This window comes from Candidatus Amarolinea dominans (assembly GCA_016719785.1).
In the GTDB taxonomy this organism is placed as follows: domain Bacteria; phylum Chloroflexota; class Anaerolineae; order SSC4; family Amarolineaceae; genus Amarolinea; species Amarolinea dominans.
In genome coordinates, this window is the sequence record JADJYJ010000028.1 from 1 (window position 1) to 22,370 (window position 22,370).

15 protein-coding genes and 2 pseudogenes are annotated in these 22,370 nt (G+C 63.4%); 6 read left to right on the plus strand and 11 right to left on the minus strand.

The annotated features are described in order from the left end of the window. Positions 1 to 1,302 precede the first annotated feature (1,302 nt). The 11 genes and pseudogenes from IPM84_21055 to maf form a co-directional block, all read right to left on the minus strand. Positions 1,303 to 1,725 carry a hypothetical protein gene (locus IPM84_21055; protein ID MBK9095197.1) on the minus strand — a complete coding sequence of 141 codons (423 nt, stop codon included), beginning with the start codon at positions 1,723 to 1,725 and terminating at the stop codon, positions 1,303 to 1,305. Continuing rightward, positions 1,674 to 5,441, minus strand: a complete 3,768-nt coding sequence (locus IPM84_21060; GenBank protein ID MBK9095198.1) for a tetratricopeptide repeat protein — start codon at positions 5,439 to 5,441, stop codon at positions 1,674 to 1,676. Before IPM84_21060 ends, IPM84_21055 begins: the two co-directional genes overlap by 52 nt. 1,071 nt (positions 5,442 to 6,512) lie before the next feature. Further along, positions 6,513 to 6,665, minus strand: a complete 153-nt coding sequence (locus tag IPM84_21065) for a hypothetical protein (GenBank protein MBK9095199.1) — start codon at positions 6,663 to 6,665, stop codon at positions 6,513 to 6,515. Positions 6,666 to 7,228: 563 nt separating this feature from the next. After that, positions 7,229 to 7,807, minus strand: coding sequence for a hypothetical protein (locus tag IPM84_21070; GenBank protein ID MBK9095200.1), 579 nt, complete (start codon positions 7,805 to 7,807; stop codon positions 7,229 to 7,231). Between the two features lie 120 nt (positions 7,808 to 7,927). Then, the gene (locus IPM84_21075; GenBank protein ID MBK9095201.1) at positions 7,928 to 9,052 is read right to left on the minus strand and encodes an SPASM domain-containing protein; all 1,125 of its coding nucleotides are present in this window, start codon (positions 9,050 to 9,052) and stop codon (positions 7,928 to 7,930) included. A 17-nt stretch (positions 9,053 to 9,069) separates the two neighbouring features. Then, positions 9,070 to 9,429 (minus strand): DsrE family protein, encoded by a 360-nt coding sequence (locus IPM84_21080; GenBank protein ID MBK9095202.1) that lies wholly within the window; start codon positions 9,427 to 9,429, stop codon positions 9,070 to 9,072. A 12-nt stretch (positions 9,430 to 9,441) separates the two neighbouring features. After that, complete coding sequence (locus IPM84_21085) at positions 9,442 to 9,855, minus strand: hypothetical protein (protein MBK9095203.1); 414 nt, start codon at positions 9,853 to 9,855, stop codon at positions 9,442 to 9,444. Further along, on the minus strand, positions 9,856 to 10,032 hold the full coding sequence (locus tag IPM84_21090; protein MBK9095204.1) for a hypothetical protein: 177 nt from the start codon (positions 10,030 to 10,032) through the stop codon (positions 9,856 to 9,858). Positions 10,033 to 10,120: 88 nt separating this feature from the next. Continuing rightward, entirely contained in the window at positions 10,121 to 11,005 is an 885-nt protein-coding gene (locus IPM84_21095) for a radical SAM protein (GenBank protein ID MBK9095205.1), read from the minus strand. A 145-nt stretch (positions 11,006 to 11,150) separates the two neighbouring features. Continuing rightward, positions 11,151 to 13,494: pseudogene (locus tag IPM84_21100) on the minus strand (UvrD-helicase domain-containing protein). A 31-nt stretch (positions 13,495 to 13,525) separates the two neighbouring features. Next, positions 13,526 to 14,185: a septum formation protein Maf gene (gene maf, locus IPM84_21105; GenBank protein ID MBK9095206.1), complete on the minus strand. Its 660-nt coding sequence runs from the start codon at positions 14,183 to 14,185 to the stop codon at positions 13,526 to 13,528. A 315-nt stretch (positions 14,186 to 14,500) separates the two neighbouring features. Between maf and nrdR the strand changes: the two genes are divergently transcribed. The 6 genes and pseudogenes from nrdR (at position 14,501) to IPM84_21135 (ending at position 22,363) form a co-directional block, all read left to right on the plus strand. Next, a complete protein-coding gene (gene nrdR, locus IPM84_21110; GenBank protein MBK9095207.1) occupies positions 14,501 to 14,959 on the plus strand; it encodes a transcriptional repressor NrdR in 459 nt (152 codons plus the stop codon). A gap of 31 nt (positions 14,960 to 14,990) precedes the next feature. Continuing rightward, a complete protein-coding gene (locus IPM84_21115) occupies positions 14,991 to 15,863 on the plus strand; it encodes an ATP-binding protein (GenBank protein ID MBK9095208.1) in 873 nt (290 codons plus the stop codon). A gap of 2 nt (positions 15,864 to 15,865) precedes the next feature. Then, complete coding sequence (locus IPM84_21120) at positions 15,866 to 16,405, plus strand: hypothetical protein (protein MBK9095209.1); 540 nt, start codon at positions 15,866 to 15,868, stop codon at positions 16,403 to 16,405. 103 nt (positions 16,406 to 16,508) lie between these two features. After that, a complete protein-coding gene (locus IPM84_21125) occupies positions 16,509 to 19,118 on the plus strand; it encodes an HNH endonuclease (GenBank protein ID MBK9095210.1) in 2,610 nt (869 codons plus the stop codon). A 301-nt stretch (positions 19,119 to 19,419) separates the two neighbouring features. Continuing rightward, positions 19,420 to 20,314 (plus strand): annotated as a pseudogene (locus IPM84_21130) (recombinase). Between the two features lie 1,209 nt (positions 20,315 to 21,523). Further along, the gene (locus IPM84_21135; GenBank protein MBK9095211.1) at positions 21,524 to 22,363 is read left to right on the plus strand and encodes a radical SAM protein; all 840 of its coding nucleotides are present in this window, start codon (positions 21,524 to 21,526) and stop codon (positions 22,361 to 22,363) included. Positions 22,364 to 22,370: the final 7 nt, after the last annotated feature.

Here is a 22,370-nt window from a genome sequence, read left to right on the forward strand (position 1 = left end):
GTCCACCTCCGTGGACGCAATGCCAGTCGGCGCAGGCCGAAAAAAACCTGGCGGCGGAACGCCCCCTGCGCCCCGAATTCATTCGGCGGCGGAGATCGGTCGGCGCAGGCCGACCTGGCGGCAGAACGCCCCTGCGCTCCGAATTCATTCGGCGGCAGAGATCGGTCGCGCAGGCCGACCTGGCGGCGGAACGCCCCTGCGCCCCGAATTCGTTCGGCGGCAGAGATCGGTCGGCGCAGGCCGACCTGGCGGAACGCCCCTGCGCCCCGAATTCATTCGGCGGCAGAGATCAGTCGGCGCAGGCCGACCTGGCGGCAGAACGCCCCTGCGCCCCGAATTCATTCGGCGGCGAGATCGGTCGGCGCAGGCCGACCTGGCGGCAGAACGCCCCTGCGCCCCGAATTCATTCGGCGGCAGAGATCGGTCGGCGCAGGCCGACCTGGCGGCGGAACGCCCCTGCGCTCGAATTCATTCGGCGGCAGAGATCGGTCAGCGCAGGCCCACCTAGCGGCGGAACGCCCCTGCGCCCGGAATTCATTCGGCGGCGAGATCGGTCGGCGCAGGCCGACCTGGCGGCAGAACGCCCCTGCGCCCCGAATTCATTCGGCGGCAGAGATCGGTCGGCGCAGGCCGACCTGGCGCGGAACGCCCCGGGGAGGTTGCGCCCCGAATTCATTCGGCGGCAGAGATCGGTCGGCGCAGGCCGACCTGGCGGCGGAACGCCCTGCGCCCCGAATTCATTCGGCGGCAGAGATCGGTCGGCGCAGGCCGACCTGGCGGCAGAACGCCGCGCCCCGAATTCATTCGGCGGCAGAGATCGGTCGGCGCAGGCCGACCTGGCGGCAGAACGCCCTGCGCCCCGAATTCATTCGGCGGCAGAGATCGGTCGGCGCAGGCCGACCTGGCGGCAGAACGCCCCTGCGCCCCGAATTCATTCGGCGGCAAGGCGGCAGAGATCGGTCGGCGCAGGCCGACCTGGCGGCGGAACGCCCCTGCGCCCCGAATTCATTCGGCGGCAGAGATCGGTCGGCGCAGGCCGACCTGGCGGCGGAACGCCCCTGCGCCCCGAATTCATTCGGCGGCAGAGATCGGTCGGCGCAGGCCGACCTGGCGGCGGAACGCCCCTTCGCCCCGAATTCATTCGGCGGCAGAGATCGGTCGGCGCAGGCCGACCTGGCGGCGGAACGCCCCTGCGCCCCGAATTCATTCGGCGGCAGAGATCGGTCGGCGCAGGCCGACCTGGCGGCGGAACGCCCCTGCGCCCCGAATTCATTCGGCGGCAGTGTAGATGGCCCTGAACGATCACTGGCGCCATGCGTTCAGTTCCGTGCTCAGCCTGGCAATGGCCGCTTGCAGCGACGCGTCACAGCCGCGGCTGGCCGTGAAGGCGCGTTCAGCCTGCGCGACGTCGCCGGCGGCCAGGGCTGCGTAGCCCAACACCAACTGGCCGCGCGGCCATTGCGGCGCTGGTTCGACCAGCGCCAGCGCCGCGGCCTGCGCCTGGGCAAACCAGGACGCGGCCGCATCGGGTTGACGCGTCGCCAGGCCCAGGCGCGCGAGGATGGTCACTTCCAGCAGGGCGGCGCTGTCGCTGCCGAGTTGTTGACGGTAATCGGCCAGCAGGGCCAGGGCCTGTTGATAGGCAGTTGCGGCTGCGGCCGCGTCGCCGGCCGTCAGGGGGCCAGGTCGCCGCGGCGGGCCTGGGCATCGGCATTTCCCGGCCACGCGGTCAGGCTGGCGCTGAGCGCGTCGATGGCCGCGGCCGGCTGGCCGTTCGCCGCGGCGATCTGCGCCAGGCCGGCATGGGCCAGAGATTGAAACAAAGGCGTTGCGTTCGAGATGGCGACCACCGCTTGCAGTTCCGAGACGGCGGTCTCAGTCAGTCCGGTGCGCCAGGCGTAGTCGCCGGCCACCAGATGCGCGTAGGCGTCGGTGGCGGGCGCGGCCTGTAAACCGGCGTAGAGGTCAGACGCGGGCTGCTGCCGGCCCTGCGCTTCGTAGTAGGAGGCCAGCACGCCTTGGTAGAAGCTGACCGTGGGCGCCAGGCGCGCGGCGTCCTCGGCCGCCTGCACCGCGCTCGTGACCTGGCAGCGCTTATATTCGACAAAGGCCAACGCGGCGTGCGTGGACGGATTGTTCGCAGCCTGATCGTCCTCGCCGATGGCCTGCCGGTAGGCGTCCGCGGCCGCGTCGAGCTGGCCTTGCTGCAGGTAGACATCGCCCAGGCTGGCGTGCGCCAGGGCATCATGTGGATTGAGCGCCAGCGCCTGCTTGATTTCGGCCACGGCCGCGTCCAACTGTCCCTGCTGCACACGCACCAGCCCCAGGTAGAGATGCGTGCTGGCGTCCTCCTGCCGCGCCAGGGCCGCGGCATAGGTGGCGGCCGCGTCACCCCACTGCTGCAGGCGCTCGTACGCGTGCGCCAGGGCCAGGTAGTTGGTCAGAGCGTCAGGTTCCAGGGTCAGCGCCTGGCGATAGCTGATCGCGGCGTCGGCGAACGCGCCCTGGTCGAAGTAGACGCGGCCGAGGGTGAAAAAGGCCGCGGCCAGGGTTGGGTCGCGACGCGTGGCCTCTTGCAAAGCGGTCTGCGCCGCGGGCAGGTCGCCCAGTTGCCAGCGCAGCGCGCCGAGGACATACCAGGCGTCAGCGCGCCGTGGGTTGATCGCCAGCGCCGCTTGATAGGCGGTTGCGGCCTGCGCCAAATCCTGCTGCTGGTAGTAGACCTGCCCCATCAGCAGATGCGCGGCCTCCTGGCACGGGGTCAGGCGGCTGGCTGCCTGCATCTCGGTCAACGCGTCCTGGAATTTCTGCTGTTGGCTGTAGAGAATGCCCACAAGCAGGCGCGGGTCAGGATCGTCCGGCGCGGCCTTTGCCCAGGCCTGGTACGCGGCCAGGGTCTGCTCCGTTTGCCCGCCGGCGTAGTAGGCATTGCCCAGGCCGTGCAGCACGTTGGGATTCGTGGGCGCCTGTTTTGCAGCCGCCTGGAAGGTCGCCAGCGCGGCGGCGTTATCGCCCGCGGCCAGGTAGGCATCACCCAGCGCCACCTGGGCGGCGATCGGGTCGGCGGCGGTGGTTACGCTTGCCTGGCGCAGTTGCAAGGCCTGACGCCGCGCGGCGGCCGCCACATCAGGCTGGCCCGCGCTCCCGGCAATCGTCGCCAGCAGCGCCTGCGCTTGCGCGCTGTCGGGCTGCAAGGCCACCGCTTTTTGGGCAATGGGCAGGGCGGCCGCGGCATCGCCGGCCTGGAAGGTCAACTCGGCCAGCAGCCGCTGGCTGGACGCGTCCGCGGGGCGCAGGCGCGCGGCCGCGGCCGCCTGCGCCAGGGCCGGCTCGATCTGCCAGGCTGGTGTGCATTGTTCGCTGTAGGCCAGGGCCAGGTTGACGTGCGCCTCGTAGAAGTCGGGCTGCAGGGCCAGCGCCTGCTCCAGATCGCTCACGGCGGCGTCCACCTGCCGGGTGCGGTAATGAATGGCCGCGCGCTGAAAATGGATCGTTTCGCGGCCCACCAGAAAGTCAGCGCTGGCCTGCGCGTTGGCCAGGGCTTTGTCAAAAAAGACCAGCGCCTGGGGCAGGTCGCCCTGGGCGTAGAAGACATAGCCGAGCAGCGCGGTGGAGACGTAGGCCATTTGCTGCGGGCCATCCTTGACGAACAGATCAATGGCCGGAATGGTGGCCGGCGCATGCACGAAGCGTGTCACATCGCGCACGGTGGGCGCGGCGACCACAGCCTGACGGTTGGCGCCGGCGGCCGCAGCGAGGAGCGGCGTCAGTGCCACCGTCGTGTGCTGAAACAGCGGCACATCGGCGATCTCCACCTGTGGGCTGACCCCGGCGTCGTCATACCAGCCCCAAATGAGCAGGGCGGCCTTCTTGTCACGCGCACGCGCCAACGCGGTGGCGGCATCAGGCACAACCTCGCGCAGGCGCACGATCTGCACATCGGCGGCCGCGGCGGCCAGGTCGGTCGCCAGCGCATGCTCGATGCGGCGGGCAAAGTCAATCTGGCGGCTCGATTGGCTGCCGTCGAACGGCGCGATGGCGATGATGAAGCGGGACGGCGGCTGCAAGCGATCCACGAGCGTCCACGCGCCGTAGGCCAGGCCCAGGGTGGTGATGACGGCCAGGCCGATGGCCGCACGGCGGCGCAGGGCCGGCGTGGGCGCGCGGCGGGCCGCGAGAAACATCAGCAGGCCGGCGGCAATGACCAGCGGAGCCACCAGGTAAGGCCAGACGGCTAACAGCGGCGCCAGGGGTCGGGTGAAGAAGTTGAAGAATTCGACCACAAATTGCAGCGCAGCAAACAGCACACTAATCGCCACCAGGAGTGAGGCCAGGCGCTGACGGCGGTCGTGCGCCGGGTCGTAGGAGATGATGTCACGTCCCACCAAGGGCGCCACCCAATCCGCGGCTTTGACCAGGCGACCGGCCACATCCGCTGGTTTGGCGGGCGGCGGGGGCGCGGCCGCGATCTGAACGGGAGCGACGGCGGCAGGTTCGGGCCGCGCCAGCGCTGCACCGGGTAGCTGAGCGGCAGGCCGGTTGCTCTCCGGACCGGACGGCGGCGGTTCGGCCAGGGTGGCGCTTTCCTGGAAGTCGGCTTCGGTGGCCGGCGCTGTTTCTTCAGCCTGCGCCGCTTCGAGGGCGGCGAGCAGAGCGCTGGCGGAGGCAAAGCGGGCAGCCGGCGCTTTGGCCAGGGCTTGCAGGAGAACGGCTTCGACAGCCGGCCTGAGACTCGGGTTGAGGGTGCGCGGCGCGGGCGGCGGGGTCTGCAAGTGCTGCATGAGCACCCCGCTCAAGGAATCACCGCTGAAGGGCACCTGGCCGGTGAGCATCTGGTAGAGCACGATGCCCAGGGCGTAGAGGTCGGCGGCTGGGGTCACGGGGCCGCCGCCGGCCTGTTCGGGCGACATGTAGGCGGGCGTGCCGACAACGCTGCCGGCCATACTCAACTGGGCGTTGTCACCCAAGATTTTGGCGACACCAAAATCGCTGATCACGGCCTGCCCGTCACGTGTGAAGAGGATGTTGCCGGGCTTGATGTCACGATGGACAGCCCCCTGCGCGTGGGCGTAATCGAGCGCCGCGGCCACAGGGCGCAGCAGGGTCACAGCCTCGGCTGGCGCACAGGGCACGCCGCGCTGGGCCAGACGCTCTTTGAGTGAGCCGCCCTCCAGATACTCCATCACCATGTAGAACTGATCGTCCTGCGTGTCGAAATCGAACAACTGCACGATGGCGGGGTGGCGCAGGGAGGCAACCAGGCGCGCTTCCCGGGCAAAGCGCGCACTCGCCTCTGGATCGTGGGCCAGGTGCGCCAGGAGCACCTTGATCGCGACCCGTCGCTGCAGGCGTGGCTCAAGCGCCAGGTAGACTTCGGCCTGGCCGCCGCTGCCCAGGTGTTCGATAGTCTGATATTTACCAAAGTTGGTTGTGGTTGTCACGATCACAAGTCCTGCTCAGCGGGCGGTCAGTTCGAGCTTCAGGCGTATCTTGACGTCGTTGTCTACGTACAAGGCGCCGTGAACCTGCTGCACGGGGTGAATTTCGGGTATTTTCTCAATAATCCGGGGTAGGGGCATGATCTGCACTGGTCAGACACAGGTGCTAAGGAATGAGAATTAAATAAGTGTCCGCTTTGGTGCTGTCTGTATGCTCAGAATTTGCTCGGAATTGGACAGTTAAAAAATTCTCATTCCTAAGATCGTTATTCAACGCAAAGTCGCAAGGACTCGAAGGGCGCAAAGAAAGATCAGAAAAAGCCTTTGCGTCTCTACGTCCTTGCGCCCTTGCGTTAAAACTTATGTCTTTTGCCCGGTGTCTCTTTCGTATCTTCTCGATCACCCGGGGTGCGCCCCTACAAATTGAGAAGATACGCTAAAAGCTCCATGCAGTTCTGTGGCGCCTCCTGCCAATCGTGGTTGTGCAGCCGCAACGATGATTTGCGATGGACTGAACCTTACCATAAGGCGCCGCGGATGCAAAAAACCGGCAGTTCCATAATGTAGGTACAGAGTTGATTCGTTGTACGAGCCGGCTGAGCCGTTGGCGTTGCAGACTAAGTTAAGCCCGCCGGGCGTCGAGGGAGCGGTGACGTCGCGGCCGATGTTGAGCCAGGAAGACCAGATCGGCTCGGCCATTTTCCAGGAAACGCGGATGCCGTAATTGCCGGTTGCGTAGCCTGAGGTAAAGGTCGAGGTAAACGAGTTGCCGGAGATAGAGCTTGTCCAGTTCCAGGCCGTGGCGCCGGCCGAGTTCTGGCGAGAGACATCATAGGTTCCGGCTTGTCCTGTCCAGCTCCAGGTGCTGTTGGTGTTGGTGCAAAGTGGAGATGCAGATAAAGTGACCGGCGTTGGCGCGGGCCACAGGGGACCGCAACAAGTGTCTTTACAGTCGAAATTGTTGCCGCTGCAGTTGTTGGCTTCTTCGCAGTTTTGGTCGCCGACGTTGCCGCTTGCGCCGCTTGTCCCGCCCGGCCACCATTGATAGTGCCCGGGCAGGTAGACATCATTGCACTAGCTGTTTTGATTGGCCTGGCCGCGCCAGATGTTGTCCGGATCAAAGGGATTACTTTTGCGGCAGGCGCCGGCGCAGGCTGCGGCCGGAGGCGATGTAGTGGGTTGGCCCGTGAATTCGTTCATGCGCGCCGCGGCGGGCTCGTCGCGCACGAAGCCCACCGAATGAATTCGGTGTCTGATACGTGAAACCCGCTCAAGCGGGTTGCGCTGGTGGGAACCCGTTTTGTCAGGCCGTGGTGGTTGGGGTTGTGAATTCGCTCTGCGCAAGTCTTACGAATTCAGCCATCACACCCATCACCAACCTGCTTCAGCAGGTTTCGGTGTATCAGACCGTGAATTCATTCACGGGGCGGCGATGTCCTGTGCCTGCCACGAATTACACGAATTCAGCCATCACACCCATCACCAACCTGCTTCAGCAGGTTTCGGTGTATCAGACCGTGAATTCATTCACGGGGCGGCGATATCCTGTGCCTGCCACGAATTACACGAATTCAGCCATCACCCATCACCAACCTGCTTCAGGTTTCGGTGGTATCAGACCGTGAATTCATTCACGGGGCGGCGATGTCCTGTGCCTGCCACTGCGCTTGCCACGAATTACACGAATTCAGCCATCACACCCATCACCAACCTGCTTTAGCAGGTTTCGGTGTATCAGACCGTGAATTCATTCACGGGGCTTCATTTACTTCATTTACCCCATTCACACGCTACACGAAAAGCAGACCGATCTGCGCCAGGCGGTTGCCGCGGCCGGCCGCGGCCTGGAAGCGCGGGATGAGCAGGCTGTCCACGCCCCAGATGCGCCCCGGCGGCAGGAAGAAGAAGACGATGTGCAGGGTGTATAACATGCCGTAGGTCCAGTACCACTCGAAGGGCAGCGCGGTCAGGCCGATGTACAGGTTGACGGCCTGGATGAAACCGACCAGGCCGCCCAGGCGCGAGAAGAGGCCAAACACGAGGGAGACGGCCAGGAAGACTTCCATCAGGAAGATGCCCCACCCCAGCACACTGATGTTGGGAATGATGACGTTGGCGACGAACGCCTTGTGCAGCGGGACCTTTGAGGCAAAGGCCATGAGGCCCGTCCAGTCACAGAGACCGGCGGTGCGCGCTGTCAAACTGGTGGAAACGGCAAAATCGGCCGGACAGCCGAAGGAAGGGGGCAGCTTCCACGACAACTGGGTGAACCACAGATAACCGATGATGACGCGGCTGAGAAAAAGCCCGAGTCCGCCGAGCCGATCCAGACGTCCGGCTAAGCCAGGGAGAGCGATAGGTTTGAGCATAAGAACCTCCGAAAAGGGCAAAGTGCAAAATGCAAAGTACAAAGCATCATTGGAGCGGGTCGACCTGCCGCAGGCGTCTGTCCCTCATTATTGCACTATGCACTTTGCACTTTGCACTTCCTACAAACTCCAGTAGACGCCACAGTTGGCGCAGGCTTTGTGCGGGTGCGTGCTGAGCAGGTTGACGCGAAATTGCTGATAGAGGTAATCGTTCCAGAGGTCGGCGAAGGGCCGTTCGAAGAGGTTACCCAGGATCAGGCTTTCGTAATCGTGCGTGGCGAAGGGCGAGATGCAGCAGGGCAGGCAGTTGCCGTTGGCGGTGACGTAGGCGGTGGTCCAGGGGCGCAGGCAGGCGCGCCAGGGCGCCTCATCGGCCATGCGTGCGGCATCCAGGCTGTGGCGGGGATCGCGGGCGCCGGAAGCCCGGAACTGCACGCCCAGCGCCGCGCTCAGGGCCTCACATTCAGCGATGATCTGTCCTTGCAGGTCATCGTCATGGCCGAAGATGGCAAGTTCCTGCCGCGCCATACCGTATTGCGTGCCAGGCTCCTGGGCAAAGTAGGTCAGGCGCTGCACATAGACTTCGGGCACGCCCAGTTGCGCGGCCAGGCGCACCAGGTCGGGCAGCTCGATCAGGTTTTCCCGCGTGGCAACGCACCAGATCGAGATCTGCGGCTTATCCGCGCCCAGGCGCCGCTTGGTCGCGGCCAGGCCGCCTAACCCCTCGATGATCTTGTGCAGCAGGTCCGCGCCGCGAATGGCCGCGTAGGTGGCCGCTTCGGCGCCGTCAATCGAACAGCGAAACTGATCGAGGCCGCTGGCTACCAACGCCTCCTGCCAGGCGGGCGTCAGCAGGGTGCCGTTGGAGTTGAAGAGCACTTCCACCTGGCGCGCCTTGAGATAGGCGATCATCTGGGGCAGCTCGCGGTTGAGCAGCGGCTCGCCGATGCCGTGCAGCACAGCCCGTTGCAGGGCCGGGAACTGATCCACGATGGTCACGAACTCGTCGAAGCTGAGCGTTTTCAGCGGCTCACGCGTGAAGTAGGTGCGCGGGCAGGTTTCGCACAGGAGATTGCAGCGATTGGTCACCTCGATGAAGACCACCGCGGGCGACCAGGCCGCGCTGGCGCCGCGCTCGGCGCCAGTCGGCAGGCGGTACGCGTCGGGCAGAAAGGTCTGCTCCGGCAGCACAGGCAGGGGATCTGGGGGTAACTGGGTTGGCGTCAGCGCAATCGGTTGCCGCATGATACTTTCCGGTTGAGTCACCAACTCAAAGACTGTGCGCCGTTCGCCAGCGCTTCGATGGCGGAGGCTGCGCCGACGACCTGGGCGCCGGGGATGAGCTGCTCCGCGGTGATGTTGCGCGGTTTGGCGCAGGCGCCGCACACCCACAGCGTGCCGCCGCCAGCCACGAACTTTTGCACCAGTTCGCCCAGGGGCGCAAAACCGTTGGCCTGCAGGCCGTCACAATAGCCCTGCGTCGCCACCCACACCCCCTCGATCGTGAGCATGGCGGTGACCTCTTGACCGGATGAAAGACCGACATTGGCCACGACAAAGGCCAACGACGCGCGCTCGACATCATCCTTGCCGTGCGTGTTGTTGATTAGAATTTTTGCCATTGGTTGATTCTCCTATCTCGATGGTTGCTCTTGACGCCTGACCAGATGGCGGCTGCCGCGCTGATCGAGCAGCACATTGCCGGTCATACGACACCAGGCCGCCAGGTCAACGGCGACGCTGGCATCCGTAGCGTGAATTTCCAGGGTTTGGCCCGCGTGCAGGCCAGCCATGATCGCTGCGATGTCGTCCAGAGGGCCATCTGCGCAGCCCTTGCTGCCGGCATTGTAGAAGGCGTCGGCGCCCAGCAGTGAGCCAATCACCACGCCGGGCGCGGGCGCGGAGGCAATGATCGGCGCCGCCGCAGGGATGAACACTTGGGCTGCGACGGCAGGGGACGGCGCTGGCGCCTGTCCCTGCCCATACCAGACGACCAGGCAAGTTTCGGTTCGACGAACGCCCACGGCGTTCGCAATGCCGGTCGTCACTCAGTTGCCGAGCGCCTGCAGATCAGGGCTTTCGATCAGGGCGACCAGGTCATAGCGACCGGTCACGCCGTACACATGCCTGATGATCGAATCGTCCAGTTTGAGGTCTTGCAGTTCCTGCACCAACTCCTGTACACGCGTTGGCTCTGCCTCGATCAGGACAAGGGCTTGAATCATGTGGGTTCTCCGTTCGATGATTTTTTGGGAATAAAGGCTGAATTGGTCATGGGGTCGAAGGCTTCACCCGGAAGCCGCTGCCTCACCCTCAGGTGAAGGTCATCAGACCTGGCTGGCCGGTGCGGGCAATGGCATCGAGCTGATCCTGGATGCGCGTGACGGACGCGGCCAATGGGAAGAGATGACGGCTGATCAACATGTCCGCGTCGGTAGACAGGGGGTGCCAGAACACGCCATCGAGGCTGACTGTGACTTCGGGGAGGAGGTTGGTCATGCTCAACTCCAGGCCCTCTTTGGAATAGCCGCGCCGCGCCAGCGGGCGCACGAAATGATCGCTGTCCGGGATGCCCAGGCCGCGATGCAAATCACAGATGTCGGCCAGGCGCGGGGAGTTGACCGGGGTTTCCGTGGTGCTGAGGCGCACCCGAAAGCCACGGCCTTGCAGCAGGCGAATGCCCTCCAGCGTCTTGTCCCAGGAGCCTTTGCCGCGATAGGCGTCATGATCGTCGGCCGTGGCGCCGTCCAGGCTGACCTGCACGCGCAGGTTGTCATGGGCGATGGCGCCCAAGCGCTCCAGCCGCGGGCCGCGCAAGATCATGCCATTGGTCAACACCGTGGTCTTAACCCGGGCCGTGCTGTAGGCCAGCATGTCATAGATGTCATTGAGGATGAAAGGCTCGCCGCCGGTGAAGAAAACCTCGTTGAAGCCCAGGGCCACCGCTTCGTCAACCAGACGCTGGACATTGGCAAGGCCCAGCGCTCGCCGCGGCGCGTTGGGGCTGGACTTGGCCACGCAGTAGGAGCAGCGCAGATTGCAGTCGTAGTTGGTGTAGATCCACAGCTTCCACTGTATAGCCTGTATCGCCTGTATCGCCGGCGCCTCGCAGGCTGAGGCAGGCATGGGGACGGGCGCAGGCAAATCATGCGTGGGAGCGTGCAGCGTGGGGGCCGTTGCCAGGTCAACGTGCATCATCGGATTTCCTTGATCGAGATACCAGATTAGGCCATCAGGGGCAGGGGTGGGTTAGTGTACGACACCAGGCCCGACTGCTCTGTAAACTATCTTTCAATGGTCTCGCAGGCTTGCGATTCGTTACAGCCTGATTGCGTAGGAAAAATCACGAGGTGAGTTTGCGCAGATTGGCCAGGCTGGTCAGCAGCTTCTTGATGCCCTTGTTCTTGAACGCCACCGTCACTTCTTCGTCGTCGCCGCGCACCTGGCTGCTGATGACGGTGCCTTCGCCGAACAGGCCGTGGCTGACGCGATCACCAATCTTGAACTGGGGCGCGCCTGCGGGCCGGGCGGCCGGGGCAGCACGCGGTGCGGAGGTGGGCGATGCAGGCGCGGCGCGCGACGGCGACCAGACCGTGCTGCTGGCCGGCCGCGCGCTGTCCTGCGCCAAACGCGCACGATCGCCACGCGCCTCCGTGGTCACGTGATCTTCGTCCCCGCGGCGGCCCCAGGTGGTGGTGGCGCGGGCGGCGCTGCGCGCGTCGGTGCGGGCGCGCAGGCTGCGGCCCTCCATCAACTTGGCGGGAATGTCCTGCAAGAAGCGGGAAGGGGAGCTGACATCATCGCTGCCCCAACGCGTGCGGCGGAAGGCGTGCGTGAGGTAGAGCCGTTCTTTGGCGCGCGTAATGCCGACGTAGGCCAGACGCCGCTCCTCTTCCATTTCTTCGGGATCTTCCAGGCTGCGCGCGTGCGGCAGCAAGCCATCTTCCATGCCGACCATGAAGACGATGGGAAACTCCAGGCCCTTGGCCGTGTGCAAGGTCAACAGGGTTGGCGCGTTGCTCTGCTCCGGCAGGTCATCAGCGTCGGCCACCAGCGCCACCTCTTCCAGGAACAGGGTCAGGTTATCGGGCGCGGCGATGTTGGCGTAACGCGCGGCCACGTTGCGCAGTTCGAGGACGTTATTCCAGCGATCGTCCCCTTCGCCTGTGCCATCGCGCATGTATTTTTCCAGGCCCGTGTCCTTGAGAACCGCTTCCAGCAGCTCGGCCACAGTGGCGCTGGCACGCAAGCGCAGCCAGCCGGCGTGTAATTCATAGAAATCGCGCAGCGCGCCGAGCGCCCGGCGGTCGAAGGGGTGAGTGGGCGGCGCGTCGGGCGCAGGCGTGGCCGTGGCCCCGGCGCCGGTCAGCGCCAGCGCCAGCGCTTCGAACGGGGTCTTGCCCAGTTCACGCGCCCACTGTTCGAGCGTACTCAGCGTCTTGCCGCCGATGCTGCGCGGGGGCACGTTGATGATGCGGCTGAGACTGACCCAATCGAGCGGGTTATGGATGGCGCGTAGGAAAGCGAGCGCGTCCTTGACCTCTTTGCGTTCGTAGAAGCGCGTCGCGCCCACCAGTTTATAGGGCAGGCTGCGGCGAATGAACGCCTCTTCCAGCGCGCGCGACTGCGCATTGGTGCGATACATGACCGCCGCATCGCCCGGCCGCCGGCCCTGCAACACCAGGCTGGCAATCGTATCCACGACGAACGCGGCCTCTTCGTTTTCGTCATAGGCCTCGAAGATTTGCACCTTGGCGCCATAGCCCTGATCGGTGACCATGTCCACCGGCTTGCGGTGCGGATTGGAGGCAATGACGGCGTTGGCCGTGTCCAGGATGGTCTGCGTCGAGCGGTAGTTGCGGTTGAGGTTGACCACGGTCGCGTCAGGGTAATCATCACGAAGCGCAGGAGATTGCGGAAATCGGCGCCCCGAAAACGATAGATGGATTGATCGGGGTCGCCGACGACGAAAATGTTGCGCCGCGGCCCCACCAGGAGGCGTGTCAGCTCATACTGCGCGCCGTTGGTATCCTGGAACTCATCCACCAGGACATACTGATAGCGCGCCTGGTATTTGCGCCGCACCTCGTCGTTGGCGCGCAGCAGAAGCACCGGAACCATCAGCAGATCGTCGAAATCCATCGCGTTCTGCATCAGCAGCAGTTGCTGGTAGCGCACGTAAATGCGGCTGATCACTTCCTCGCGATAGGTGGCCGGGGTATAGGCATCAGGGCCGATCAGTTCATTTTTGCGCGCGAGATCGTGTTGAGAACGCCCCAGGGTGAGTAGAGCTTCTCATCCAGGTTCATCTCCTTGAGCACCTGGCGCACCAGGGCCAACTGATCGGCGCTGTCGTAGATGACAAAATTCGAGGAGTAGGTGAGATGCTCCGCCTCGCGCCGCAGCAAGGATGCGCACAGGGAGTGAAAGGTGCCGATGGGCAGGCCCCGCAGGTCGGCGCCCAGCAGACGCTCGGTGCGCTCGCGCATCTCGCGCGCCGCCTTGTTGGTGAAGGTCACCGCCATGATCTGCCAGGCCGCGGCCAGGCGTTCCTGCACAAGATGCGCAATGCGGTGCGTCAACACCCGCGTCTTGCCCGATCCTGGCCCAGCCAACACCAGCACGGGACCGGCGGTGGCGGTCACGGCCGTGCGTTGCTCAGGGTTCAATCCAGTCAAAATATCCATCGTTTGTCCAAGTCATGAAAGTGGTTGGTGCTCACGGGGCCGCGTTGGTGGATTGACAGCAGACGCCGCGCCAACCCTGACAGGCTGTCGCTGCGGAGCCTGGTACCGCCACGCCCAGCGCGGTTAAAATCTCCACCACATGGCCCAACGGAAAGCCCATCACCCCGCTGTAGCAACCGTCCAGTCGCGCCACCGGGGCAAAGGTGGGGTGCTGAATGGCGTAGGCGCCGGCTTTATCCTGGGGATCACCGCTGGCGATATACGCCGCCAGTTCATCATCCGTGTAGTTGCGCATCCATACCGTGCTCGTGCTGACCAGGGTCAGCTCACGGCCCTGCGCCGGGGCCAGGCCGGTCACCGCGGTGATGACCAGGTGATCGGTGTGGCGCAGGCTGCGCAACATGCGTGTGGCGTCCGCGGCATCCAGCGGCTTGCCCAGCAGTTCACCGTGGCGCGTCACGACCGTATCGGACGCCAGGATCAGGGCGCCCGGGCGGCGGCCGGCCAACGCCCGCGCCTTGGCCCGGCTGAGGCGGCGCGCCAGCGCCTCAGGCTCTTCGCCCGCACAGGCTTCTTCGTTGACATCCGCGGCTAACGCCTCGAAGATCACACCCAGCCGCGCCAGCAGCTCACGGCGGCGCGGTGACGAGGAGGCCAGGACGAGGATTGGATGGGCGGCTTGGCTGGTCATGAGTCGTGATTGTAGCAGGCGCAGCGTCAGCCGTCAAACAGGCCCCCAGGTTGTTCAGTTGCTTCTCGCCTGTCAGACTGCCCTCGTCGCGGTCAGTTTGCATTGTCAAGGTATCTGTGGTAGAATTTAGCCCGCAAGGATACCACTACATATTGTGGTTGAGTTAAGTAGTCACACTATATGTAGTGTTGATCTGATCAATGGATCAATTCGTTCGTGCCTGCCCCCCGGCCTCGATGGTATACCTCGATTCAGGCGCATGGGTTGTCGGCAACCACTTGTGGCGTCACGGCTGGTGTTGAAACGTAGGTGATTATGTTTTGTCCGCATTGCAAGAGCGCCGATCATCGCGTGGTAGATACGCGGGGCGCCGGTGATGGTATCCGGCGGCGGCGCGAGTGTCATCAGTGCGGGGGGCGTTTCACCACCTATGAGCAGGTGGCAGCCAGTTTGATGGTGGTCAAGAGCGACGGACGGCGCGAGCCGTATGACCGGCAGAAGCTGTTGGGCGGTATTCGCATCGCCTGCGCCAAACGCCCGATTGCCATGGCTGACATGGAGCGTCTGGTTGGGCGGGTGGAGGAGCGGTTGTACAACCTGGGACGCACCGAAGTGGTCAGCAACACCATCGGTGAAGCTGTCCTGCAGGAGTTGAAAGAGCTCGACCTGGTGGCTTACATTCGTTTTGCCACGGTTTACCTGCAGTTTCAGGACCTGTACGCGGTGCGCAACGAGATTGACAAGCTGTTGCCGTCCGGTAGCCTACCACGGTAGGCGCCCAGCGCACAGTAGAGCTATCCAGACGATGAGCGAGATTCGATTTGCGCTGAGCAGCGGCGACCGTTTCAACAGCGTCGCCTTCGACCGCCTGGTCGGCAGCTTGGTGCATCGGGCGCCAGAACCGGAGCACTCGCTGATCATTGACCTGGGCAGCGCCCGTTTTTTCGATCCCTACGGCATGGTCTGCCTGGTCATGCTTGCCCGTTCGTTGCAACGCCACCAACACCAGGTGGCGTTCGTCCTGCCTAATGACAGCGACGCGCTGCAGTTCGGTCATAGCATGGGGTTCTACGATCAGTTGGCATTGTACAGCAGCCTGCGTAATACCGGCCGCACCCGGTCAGCGGCGCCGGTGCGGAGGCACGGATTGGAACTGACCCCCATTTTGGCCGGCACCGATATTTCCACCGTCGTCGGGCATTTTCTGGCGCTGGCGCGGGCCGAGCTGGGCTTTGGTGTGGGTGACCTGGTGGACAGCGCCAAGATGGTGTCTGAGTTGAGCAGCAACGTGCGAGATCACAGCCAGGACCAGGGGCTGGCCGCGGCCCATTTGTACCGGGACCGCCGCGGCAGTCGTTATATCAGCATCGGTGTGGCCGATCTGGGCATCGGCATCCGGCAGAGCCTGAGCCAGAGGCACCCCGAAGCCGGTCAGTGGACGCATGAGCAGGCCGTCGCCCAAGCACTGGCCGGACTCTCCAGCCGATCGGTCGGCGGCGGTCTCGGCCTATCCAGTACACGTGAGTTGGTGCGGCGCTACCAGGGCCACCTCGCCCTGCGTTCGGGTGACGCCAAGCTGCAACTGAGCGCCGACAGACAGCCGCAGGCGCTGCGTGTGGCGTTGTTTGGCGGCACCCAAGTTGGCATTTCGTTCAGCCAGATGGCTGATAAAGGTTGAACATGGCGCTATATGAAAAAGTGATCGTCCTGGACAGCGCAGTCCTTGGGGGACGTGATCGCAGCATGGCCGAGCGCCTTCTGGACGAGATATTCAAACTACCGCGGCGCAGCCTGCTGGTGCTGGAGTGCGCCAAGACGATGTTCATGGATTTCTCGTGGGCGGATGAAGTGGTGGTCGCGATCGTCGAAGCGGCGCAGGATAGCAACATCACCGAGCGCTTCGTCGTGCTGCGAACGGCATCGCCCTCGGTGGCCGAGAGTGTGGATGTGGCGCTCAATCGCCGAGGGCTGGCCTGCGTCCATGTGACCGGGCGCGGTGATCTGCAGATTTTGGGCGCGCTCAGCCCGGTGCTGCGGGAGACCTTCGTGCAGGCGCTGGCGTTGAAGCAGATCAGCGCGCAAGACCTGCCGGGCGACCTGTCGCCGAGTACGAAGAGTAATCGGCTGCGCGACCTGGAGAGCAAGGGCCTGGTCTACCGGGTGGGTATTGAAAATGTAGACGGCGGTGGCCGCCGCTTCTTGTACGAAGTGGTACGCTAAGGATACGCGGGGCCAGATGAAGGGTCATCTGGCTATTATTTTCTATAGCGAATTTGGCATAGTTCACAAAAAACGAGTACCCCATGTCGAAGGAGAGCAAGCGATGGCGACTCACATGACGAGTCTCACTGAAACCGGTCCGGAACCAGGGATGCAGGCTGTGCCCGCGAGCGAGGCAATCAGCAGCCCGCTCGCGACCCATGGGCATAACGGCAACGGCAACTCGCAGAACCACAACGGTAACCATGCGCACGTGGCGACGGCCGCGGCGCTGATTCGGGCTAACAGCAGCCGCCCCAGCATCGTGATCCCCAACATGATCATCAAGCGCGATGGGCGTGTGGTGATGTTTGACATCGGTCGCATCGAAAGCGCTCTCACGCGCTGCTTTCAGAGCCTGAACCGTTTGCCCAGCGTGCCGGTGGAGGAACTGGCCCAACAGGTCGTCAACATCATTGCCGCGAAGCACCCGGCGCCGACCGTCGAGGTGGTGCAGGACATCGTCGAGACGGTGTTACAGGCCGCGGGTGAGTATGAGGCAGCCAAACACTACATCCTCTACCGCGCCGAACATGCCAAATTGCGCGGCGCGCGCCCCATTCCCGAAGACGTGCGCGCGGCGTTCGCGGAGTCCGATCCCTATTTCCCGACCCAGTTGCAAAAGTTCCAGTTCTACGACAAGTATTCCCGGTTCAACTACGATCTGGGCCGGCGTGAAACCTGGATCGAGACGGTGGATCGGGCAGTCGCCTACCTTGTGGAGCTGTCACAGCAGCGCCTGGCGGCCGAGACCTATGAGCGCCTGCGCCGCAGCATGTTGAGCATGAGCACGATGCCTTCCATGCGCCTGCTGGCGATGGCCGGCCCCGCGGCACGGCGCAACAATATCACCATCTACAACTGCTCATATCAGCCGGTAGAGAGCATTGACTCCTTCGTCGAGGCGCTCATCATCTCTATGAGTGGCTGCGGCGTCGGCTATTCAGTCGAGCATCGCTATGTCGAAAACTTCCCGCGCATCCGCAGGCAGACAGGCGCCACCGCCCTGCCCTACGTGGTTGAAGATTCGGCCGAAGGCTGGGCGGATGCGCTGCGCACCGGCCTGGCCACCTGGTTCGAGGGCGGCGATCTCCGCTTCGATCTGTCGCAATTGCGGCCGGCCGGCGCACCGCTGCGCACCAAAGGCGGGCGCGCGTCCGGCCCGGAACCGCTGCGCCGCATGTTGGAGTTTACACGCGGACGCATCCTGTCACGCCAGGGCAACTTTCTGCGGCCGCTCGATGGGCACGACATCATGTGCGCGGTGGGCGGCGCGGCCGTCAGCGGCGGCATGCGGCGCACCGCGATGATCTCGATCTTCGATTTGGATGACGAGGAGATGCGCCAGAGCAAGAACGGCGACTTCGAACGCACCAACAGCCAGCGCTGGAACGCCAACAACTCGGCGGTGTGGCCGGATCGGCAACTGACACAGCTCGAAATCGCACGTTTCATGCTCGATATGATCGAGTCAGGCCGCGGCGAGCCAGGCATCTTCAGCCGCCGCGCGGCCAACACCCTGCGCCCAGAACGACGCGCCGCCAGCGATTTTGGAACCAATCCATGCGTCACCGGGGAGACGTGGGTTGCTGTGGCCGATGGACGTGGTCGAGCTCAAATTCGCGAGCTGGCGGCCGAGGGCAAAGATGTAGACGTTTACACCGTCAAGGATGACAAGCTGGTCATTCGCACCATGCGCAACCCGCGCAAGACGGGAAACCAAACACCGATCTACCGCGTAACCTTTGCCGATGGCAGCTATGTGCGCGTAACGCTCAATCACCGTTTTGTGATGCTGGATGGCTCCGAAAAAACCGCGGCCGAATTGAAGCCAAATGATGCGCTGAAGGCAATGACAGCTTTCTCCTATCAGAAAAAAGGTCTCCCCAAAGTGGTCAAATGCGACTACGATGCGCCAGATAGCTATCGGATGATCCAGTTCGGAACCCATCGCAAGTCAGAGCATCGCCAGATTTATGCGCATCACACCGGCGTGGAATTGAACGGCATCGAGTACCAGCTACATCACCGCGATTTCGACGGACGAAACAATCACATCTCGAACCTGCAATTGATGACGATAGCGGAACATGCGGCCGAGCATCGGGCACGGATGCTAGGTCAGGACAACCCTGCCGTACGCTTGATGAATGATACCTGGCGTAAAAATCTAAGCGATGCCTGCGCCGGCGCGGTCAATGGCAACGCCAAAGAGATTTCCAATGAACAACTGCAAACAGAATTGATCGCTCTCACCCGCAAGGTTGGCCGTGCGCTCTTGCGCAGCGAGTACACCGCTTATGCGCAGGCCAACAACTGGCCGCGTATGTGGCAAGCCTATCGCCGCGATTATTTTGGCGACGACATCCGGCCGACAATGCAACGCCTCGCTCACGAGCTTGGTTTGCCGGTCATGGAAGCATGGGAAGTGGAAGCGCGTCGTTTCACCGATCTGCCGCTCCGCCAGGTCAATGGGCATACAGAAGTGCAGAAGACCTGCGAAATTTGTGGTGCATCCTTTTGGGTGCGTTTCTCGCAACGCGAGCGAGCGGTTTGCAGTCAATCGTGCAGTCAGAAACTGCATTTCCGGCTGCATGGCACTGAAGAACGTCGTATGCAGTTGAAGAATGCCCATGAGCAGCGTAAAGAAGACATACGCCAGCGGCAAGGTTAGAGTCTATAACGATCTGATATCCGAGCTCAACCGTCACCCATCGAAAAAGGAATGGCAGACGCGGTGTCGTCAAACGGAAATCTCACCCGAAGTAAGTCGGGAAAGCAGTCCTTTTCGTTCATGGACAGAGCTGGAAATGGCAGCGGGAGCGACCAATCATCGAGTGATGTCGGTGACGCCAGACGACTTCGATGATGTGTACACCGGTACCGTGGACGAAACACACACGTTTTTCAGCATCGGTAGTGAGCGCCTCGATTCGCGGGGGCGAACCGAAATGGCTTATGTGCTATCATGGCAGTGTGGAGAGATTAACTTGCGTCCGTGGGAATTCTGCAATTTGACGGCCGCGGTGGCGAGGGCAGAGGATACGCCGGAGACGCTGCGCAGCAAGGTGGAGATCGCCACCATCATCGGCGCCATCCAGTCCATGGCCACCCACTTCCCCGGCCTGCGCCCCATGTGGCGGCAAAACTGCGAAGAGGAGCGCCTTAATGGACTGCCCGGTGGTGCAAGACCCGCGCATCATGGCGCAGCTCAAGCACCATGCTCTGCAGATCAACCGCCAGGTGGCCGAGACACTGGGCATCAACCCGTCCGCTTCGATCACCTGTGTCAAGCCAAGTGGCAACACCAGCCAGTTGGTGGACTGCTCCTCCGGCCTGCACGCCCGCTGGGCGCCCTATTACGTGCGCAACGTGCGCGTCAGCGCCCACTCGCCTGTCTTCAAGGTGCTGCGCGATGCTGGCGTACCCATGGGCCCGGAGAACGGCCAGACTCCACAGGACGCCGACACCTGGGTGATCCACTTCCCGGTCAAATCGCCGGACGGCGCCATCACGCGCAAGAATCGTTCGGCCCTTGCGCAGTGCGCGTACTGGCTGCAAAACAAGGTCTACTACACCGAACACAACCCCAGCGTGACTGTGACCTATCACGATGATGAGGTGCTGGATCTGGTCAAATGGGTGTGGGAACACCAGGATGTCGTCGGCGGCATGGCTTTCCTGCCCTCGTATGACGCTCAGTACGATCAAATGCCCTACGAAGAGATCGACGCGGACGAGTACGAGCGCCTGGCGGCCGTCTTCCCGGAGATTGATTTCTCCAAACTCTACCGTTACGAAGAGGAAGACCTGACCACCGCCGCGCAGGAACTGGCCTGCATGGCCGGCGCATGCGACGTGATGCTGTGATTCAGGAGACTGTGCCCGGACTTCCGAAGCCTGCGAGACTGCGGAAGCCTTAGGTTGACATCACGCCCGGACTTCCGAAGTCTGCGAGACTTCGGAAGTCTTTTTGTTGGCACCCCTCAGCGGACGTGCTATAATGTCACGTCACGGAACAAACTGACAAATCTTATGATTATGGCTATAAATCACGCAATATGAAGTGGAATCAGATCGCGCAAGCCAAAGCGCAGCTCGACAAAGAAAGCGGCGCCGTCTTCAAGGACTGGGGCGGACGCTTGCGGGTCGCGCTGGCCTTTCCCAACACCTACTACGTCGGCATGTCCAGCCTGGCGCTGCAAATCATCTACCAAACCTTCAACGCCCTGCCCGATGTCGTTTGTGAACGGGTCTTTTGGGATAAGGGCGGACGCCAGGCCGGCCGCTCGCTCATCTCCCTGGAATCGCAGCACGACATAGACGCTTTTGACGTGCTGGCCTTCACGATCTCCTACGAGATGGACTATTTCAATGTGGTGGAGATGCTCCTGCAGGCAGGCATCCCGCCCCTGGCGGCCGAGCGCAGCGCGGACGCCACGCCGGACGGTCCCACCTGGCCCCTCCTCATCGCCGGCGGCCCGGGGGTCACCATGAACCCGGAACCGATGGCGCCCTTCTTCGACGCTATTGTCATCGGTGAAGGCGAAGAAGTCATCCCTCAACTCACGCAAATCTTCCGCTCCCAAATCAACGACAACCGCCTTGACCTGCTGGCAGTCCTGGACCAGATCCCCGGCGTTTACGTCCCGCTGCTGAGACCGGAGAACAGAGACTGGAGACCGGAGACCGGAGACCGGAGAGCGTCCTCCACCCACAATCTCCAATCTCCAATCTCTAATCTCCAATCTCCTCCTCCGAAAATCCAACGCCTCTGGGTGCGCGACCTGCAAGCGTATCGGACCGCATCTGCGCTCTACACGCCCGACACCGAATTTGCCAATCTGCATCTGATGGAGATTGCGCGCGGCTGCGGCCGCGGCTGTCGTTTCTGCCTGGCCGGTTATGTCTACCGCCCGGCGCGTGAACAGCCGCTCGCCCGCCTGCTGGACTGGGCCAAACAAGGCTTGCAGCATGGCGACCGCATCGGCCTGGTCAGCGCGGCCGTGTCCGATCACACCGAAATTGATGAAATGGCTGTGGCCTTGCGCCAACTGGGCGCGCATCTCCGTCTCTTCGATGCGCACCGACCCGATCAGCGTCCCGCTGGTGCGCGCCCTGGCCGAGAGCGGCACGCAAACGCTGACCATTGCGCCCGAAGCTGGCAGCCAGCGCCTGCGCAACGTCATCAACAAGACGCAGGGCGTGGATGATCTGATGGCCGCAGTAGAACTGGCGGAGGCGTTCAAGTTCCCGCAGCTCAAGCTCTACTTTATGATCGGGCACCCCACCGAGACCGATGAGGACATCGAAGCCCTGGTGCAATTCACGCTCGCCGCGCGCAAGCGCTTCAAGCGCCGCCTGGCGATCAACGCGACACCCTTTGTACCCAAGGCGCACACCCCCTTCCAATGGATGGCGATGGCCGACGAGCGCACCCTCAAGCGGCGCCAGGCCATGATTGACAAACGCCTGCGCCCCCATCAAGTGGCCGTGCGCGCCGAGAGTCCACAGTGGGCGCAGGTGCAGGCGGTCCTGGCCCGCGGGGATCGCCGCCTGGCGCCGGTCCTCCTGGCCCTGGCCGCGCAAGGCGACCTGACCATTCGCAGCTTTCACGCCGCGCTGGCAGACGCAGGCCTGGACGCATCGCAGTTCATCGGCGAGTTTGCGCACGATCGGCCGCTGCCCTGGCGCATCGTCGAAAGCGGGGTCAGCGACAACTTCTTCGATTACGAATGGCGCCTGACCCAAAAGGGCGAGACCGGCAGTCACTGCCCGCCCGATTCGGCCGGCTGTTTGACCTGCCAGGCGTGCGATCCGGCCTGGGCCTTTCGCTTTAGCGACGGCAAGCCGGCGAAGCGGATCGGCACTCACACGTCCGCGGGCGTGCTGAAGACCCCCATTGCGCTGCTGGGTTAGCCGGCAG

Excerpts from the sequence above, each read along its gene's own strand:
- IPM84_21070 (MBK9095200.1), bottom strand. The coding sequence starts at position 7,807 with ATGCTCAAACCTATCGCTCTCCCTGGCTTAGCCGGACGTCTGGATCGG.
- IPM84_21075 (MBK9095201.1), bottom strand. The coding sequence starts at position 9,052 with ATGCGGCAACCGATTGCGCTGACGCCAACCCAGTTACCCCCAGATCCC.
- IPM84_21080 (MBK9095202.1), bottom strand. The coding sequence starts at position 9,429 with ATGGCAAAAATTCTAATCAACAACACGCACGGCAAGGATGATGTCGAG.
- IPM84_21090 (MBK9095204.1), bottom strand. The coding sequence starts at position 10,032 with ATGATTCAAGCCCTTGTCCTGATCGAGGCAGAGCCAACGCGTGTACAG.
- IPM84_21095 (MBK9095205.1), bottom strand. The coding sequence starts at position 11,005 with ATGATGCACGTTGACCTGGCAACGGCCCCCACGCTGCACGCTCCCACG.
- maf (MBK9095206.1), bottom strand. The coding sequence starts at position 14,185 with ATGACCAGCCAAGCCGCCCATCCAATCCTCGTCCTGGCCTCCTCGTCA.
- nrdR (MBK9095207.1), top strand. The coding sequence starts at position 14,501 with ATGTTTTGTCCGCATTGCAAGAGCGCCGATCATCGCGTGGTAGATACG.
- IPM84_21115 (MBK9095208.1), top strand. The coding sequence starts at position 14,991 with ATGAGCGAGATTCGATTTGCGCTGAGCAGCGGCGACCGTTTCAACAGC.
- IPM84_21120 (MBK9095209.1), top strand. The coding sequence starts at position 15,866 with ATGGCGCTATATGAAAAAGTGATCGTCCTGGACAGCGCAGTCCTTGGG.
- IPM84_21125 (MBK9095210.1), top strand. The coding sequence starts at position 16,509 with ATGGCGACTCACATGACGAGTCTCACTGAAACCGGTCCGGAACCAGGG.
- IPM84_21135 (MBK9095211.1), top strand. The coding sequence starts at position 21,524 with ATGCGCACCGACCCGATCAGCGTCCCGCTGGTGCGCGCCCTGGCCGAG.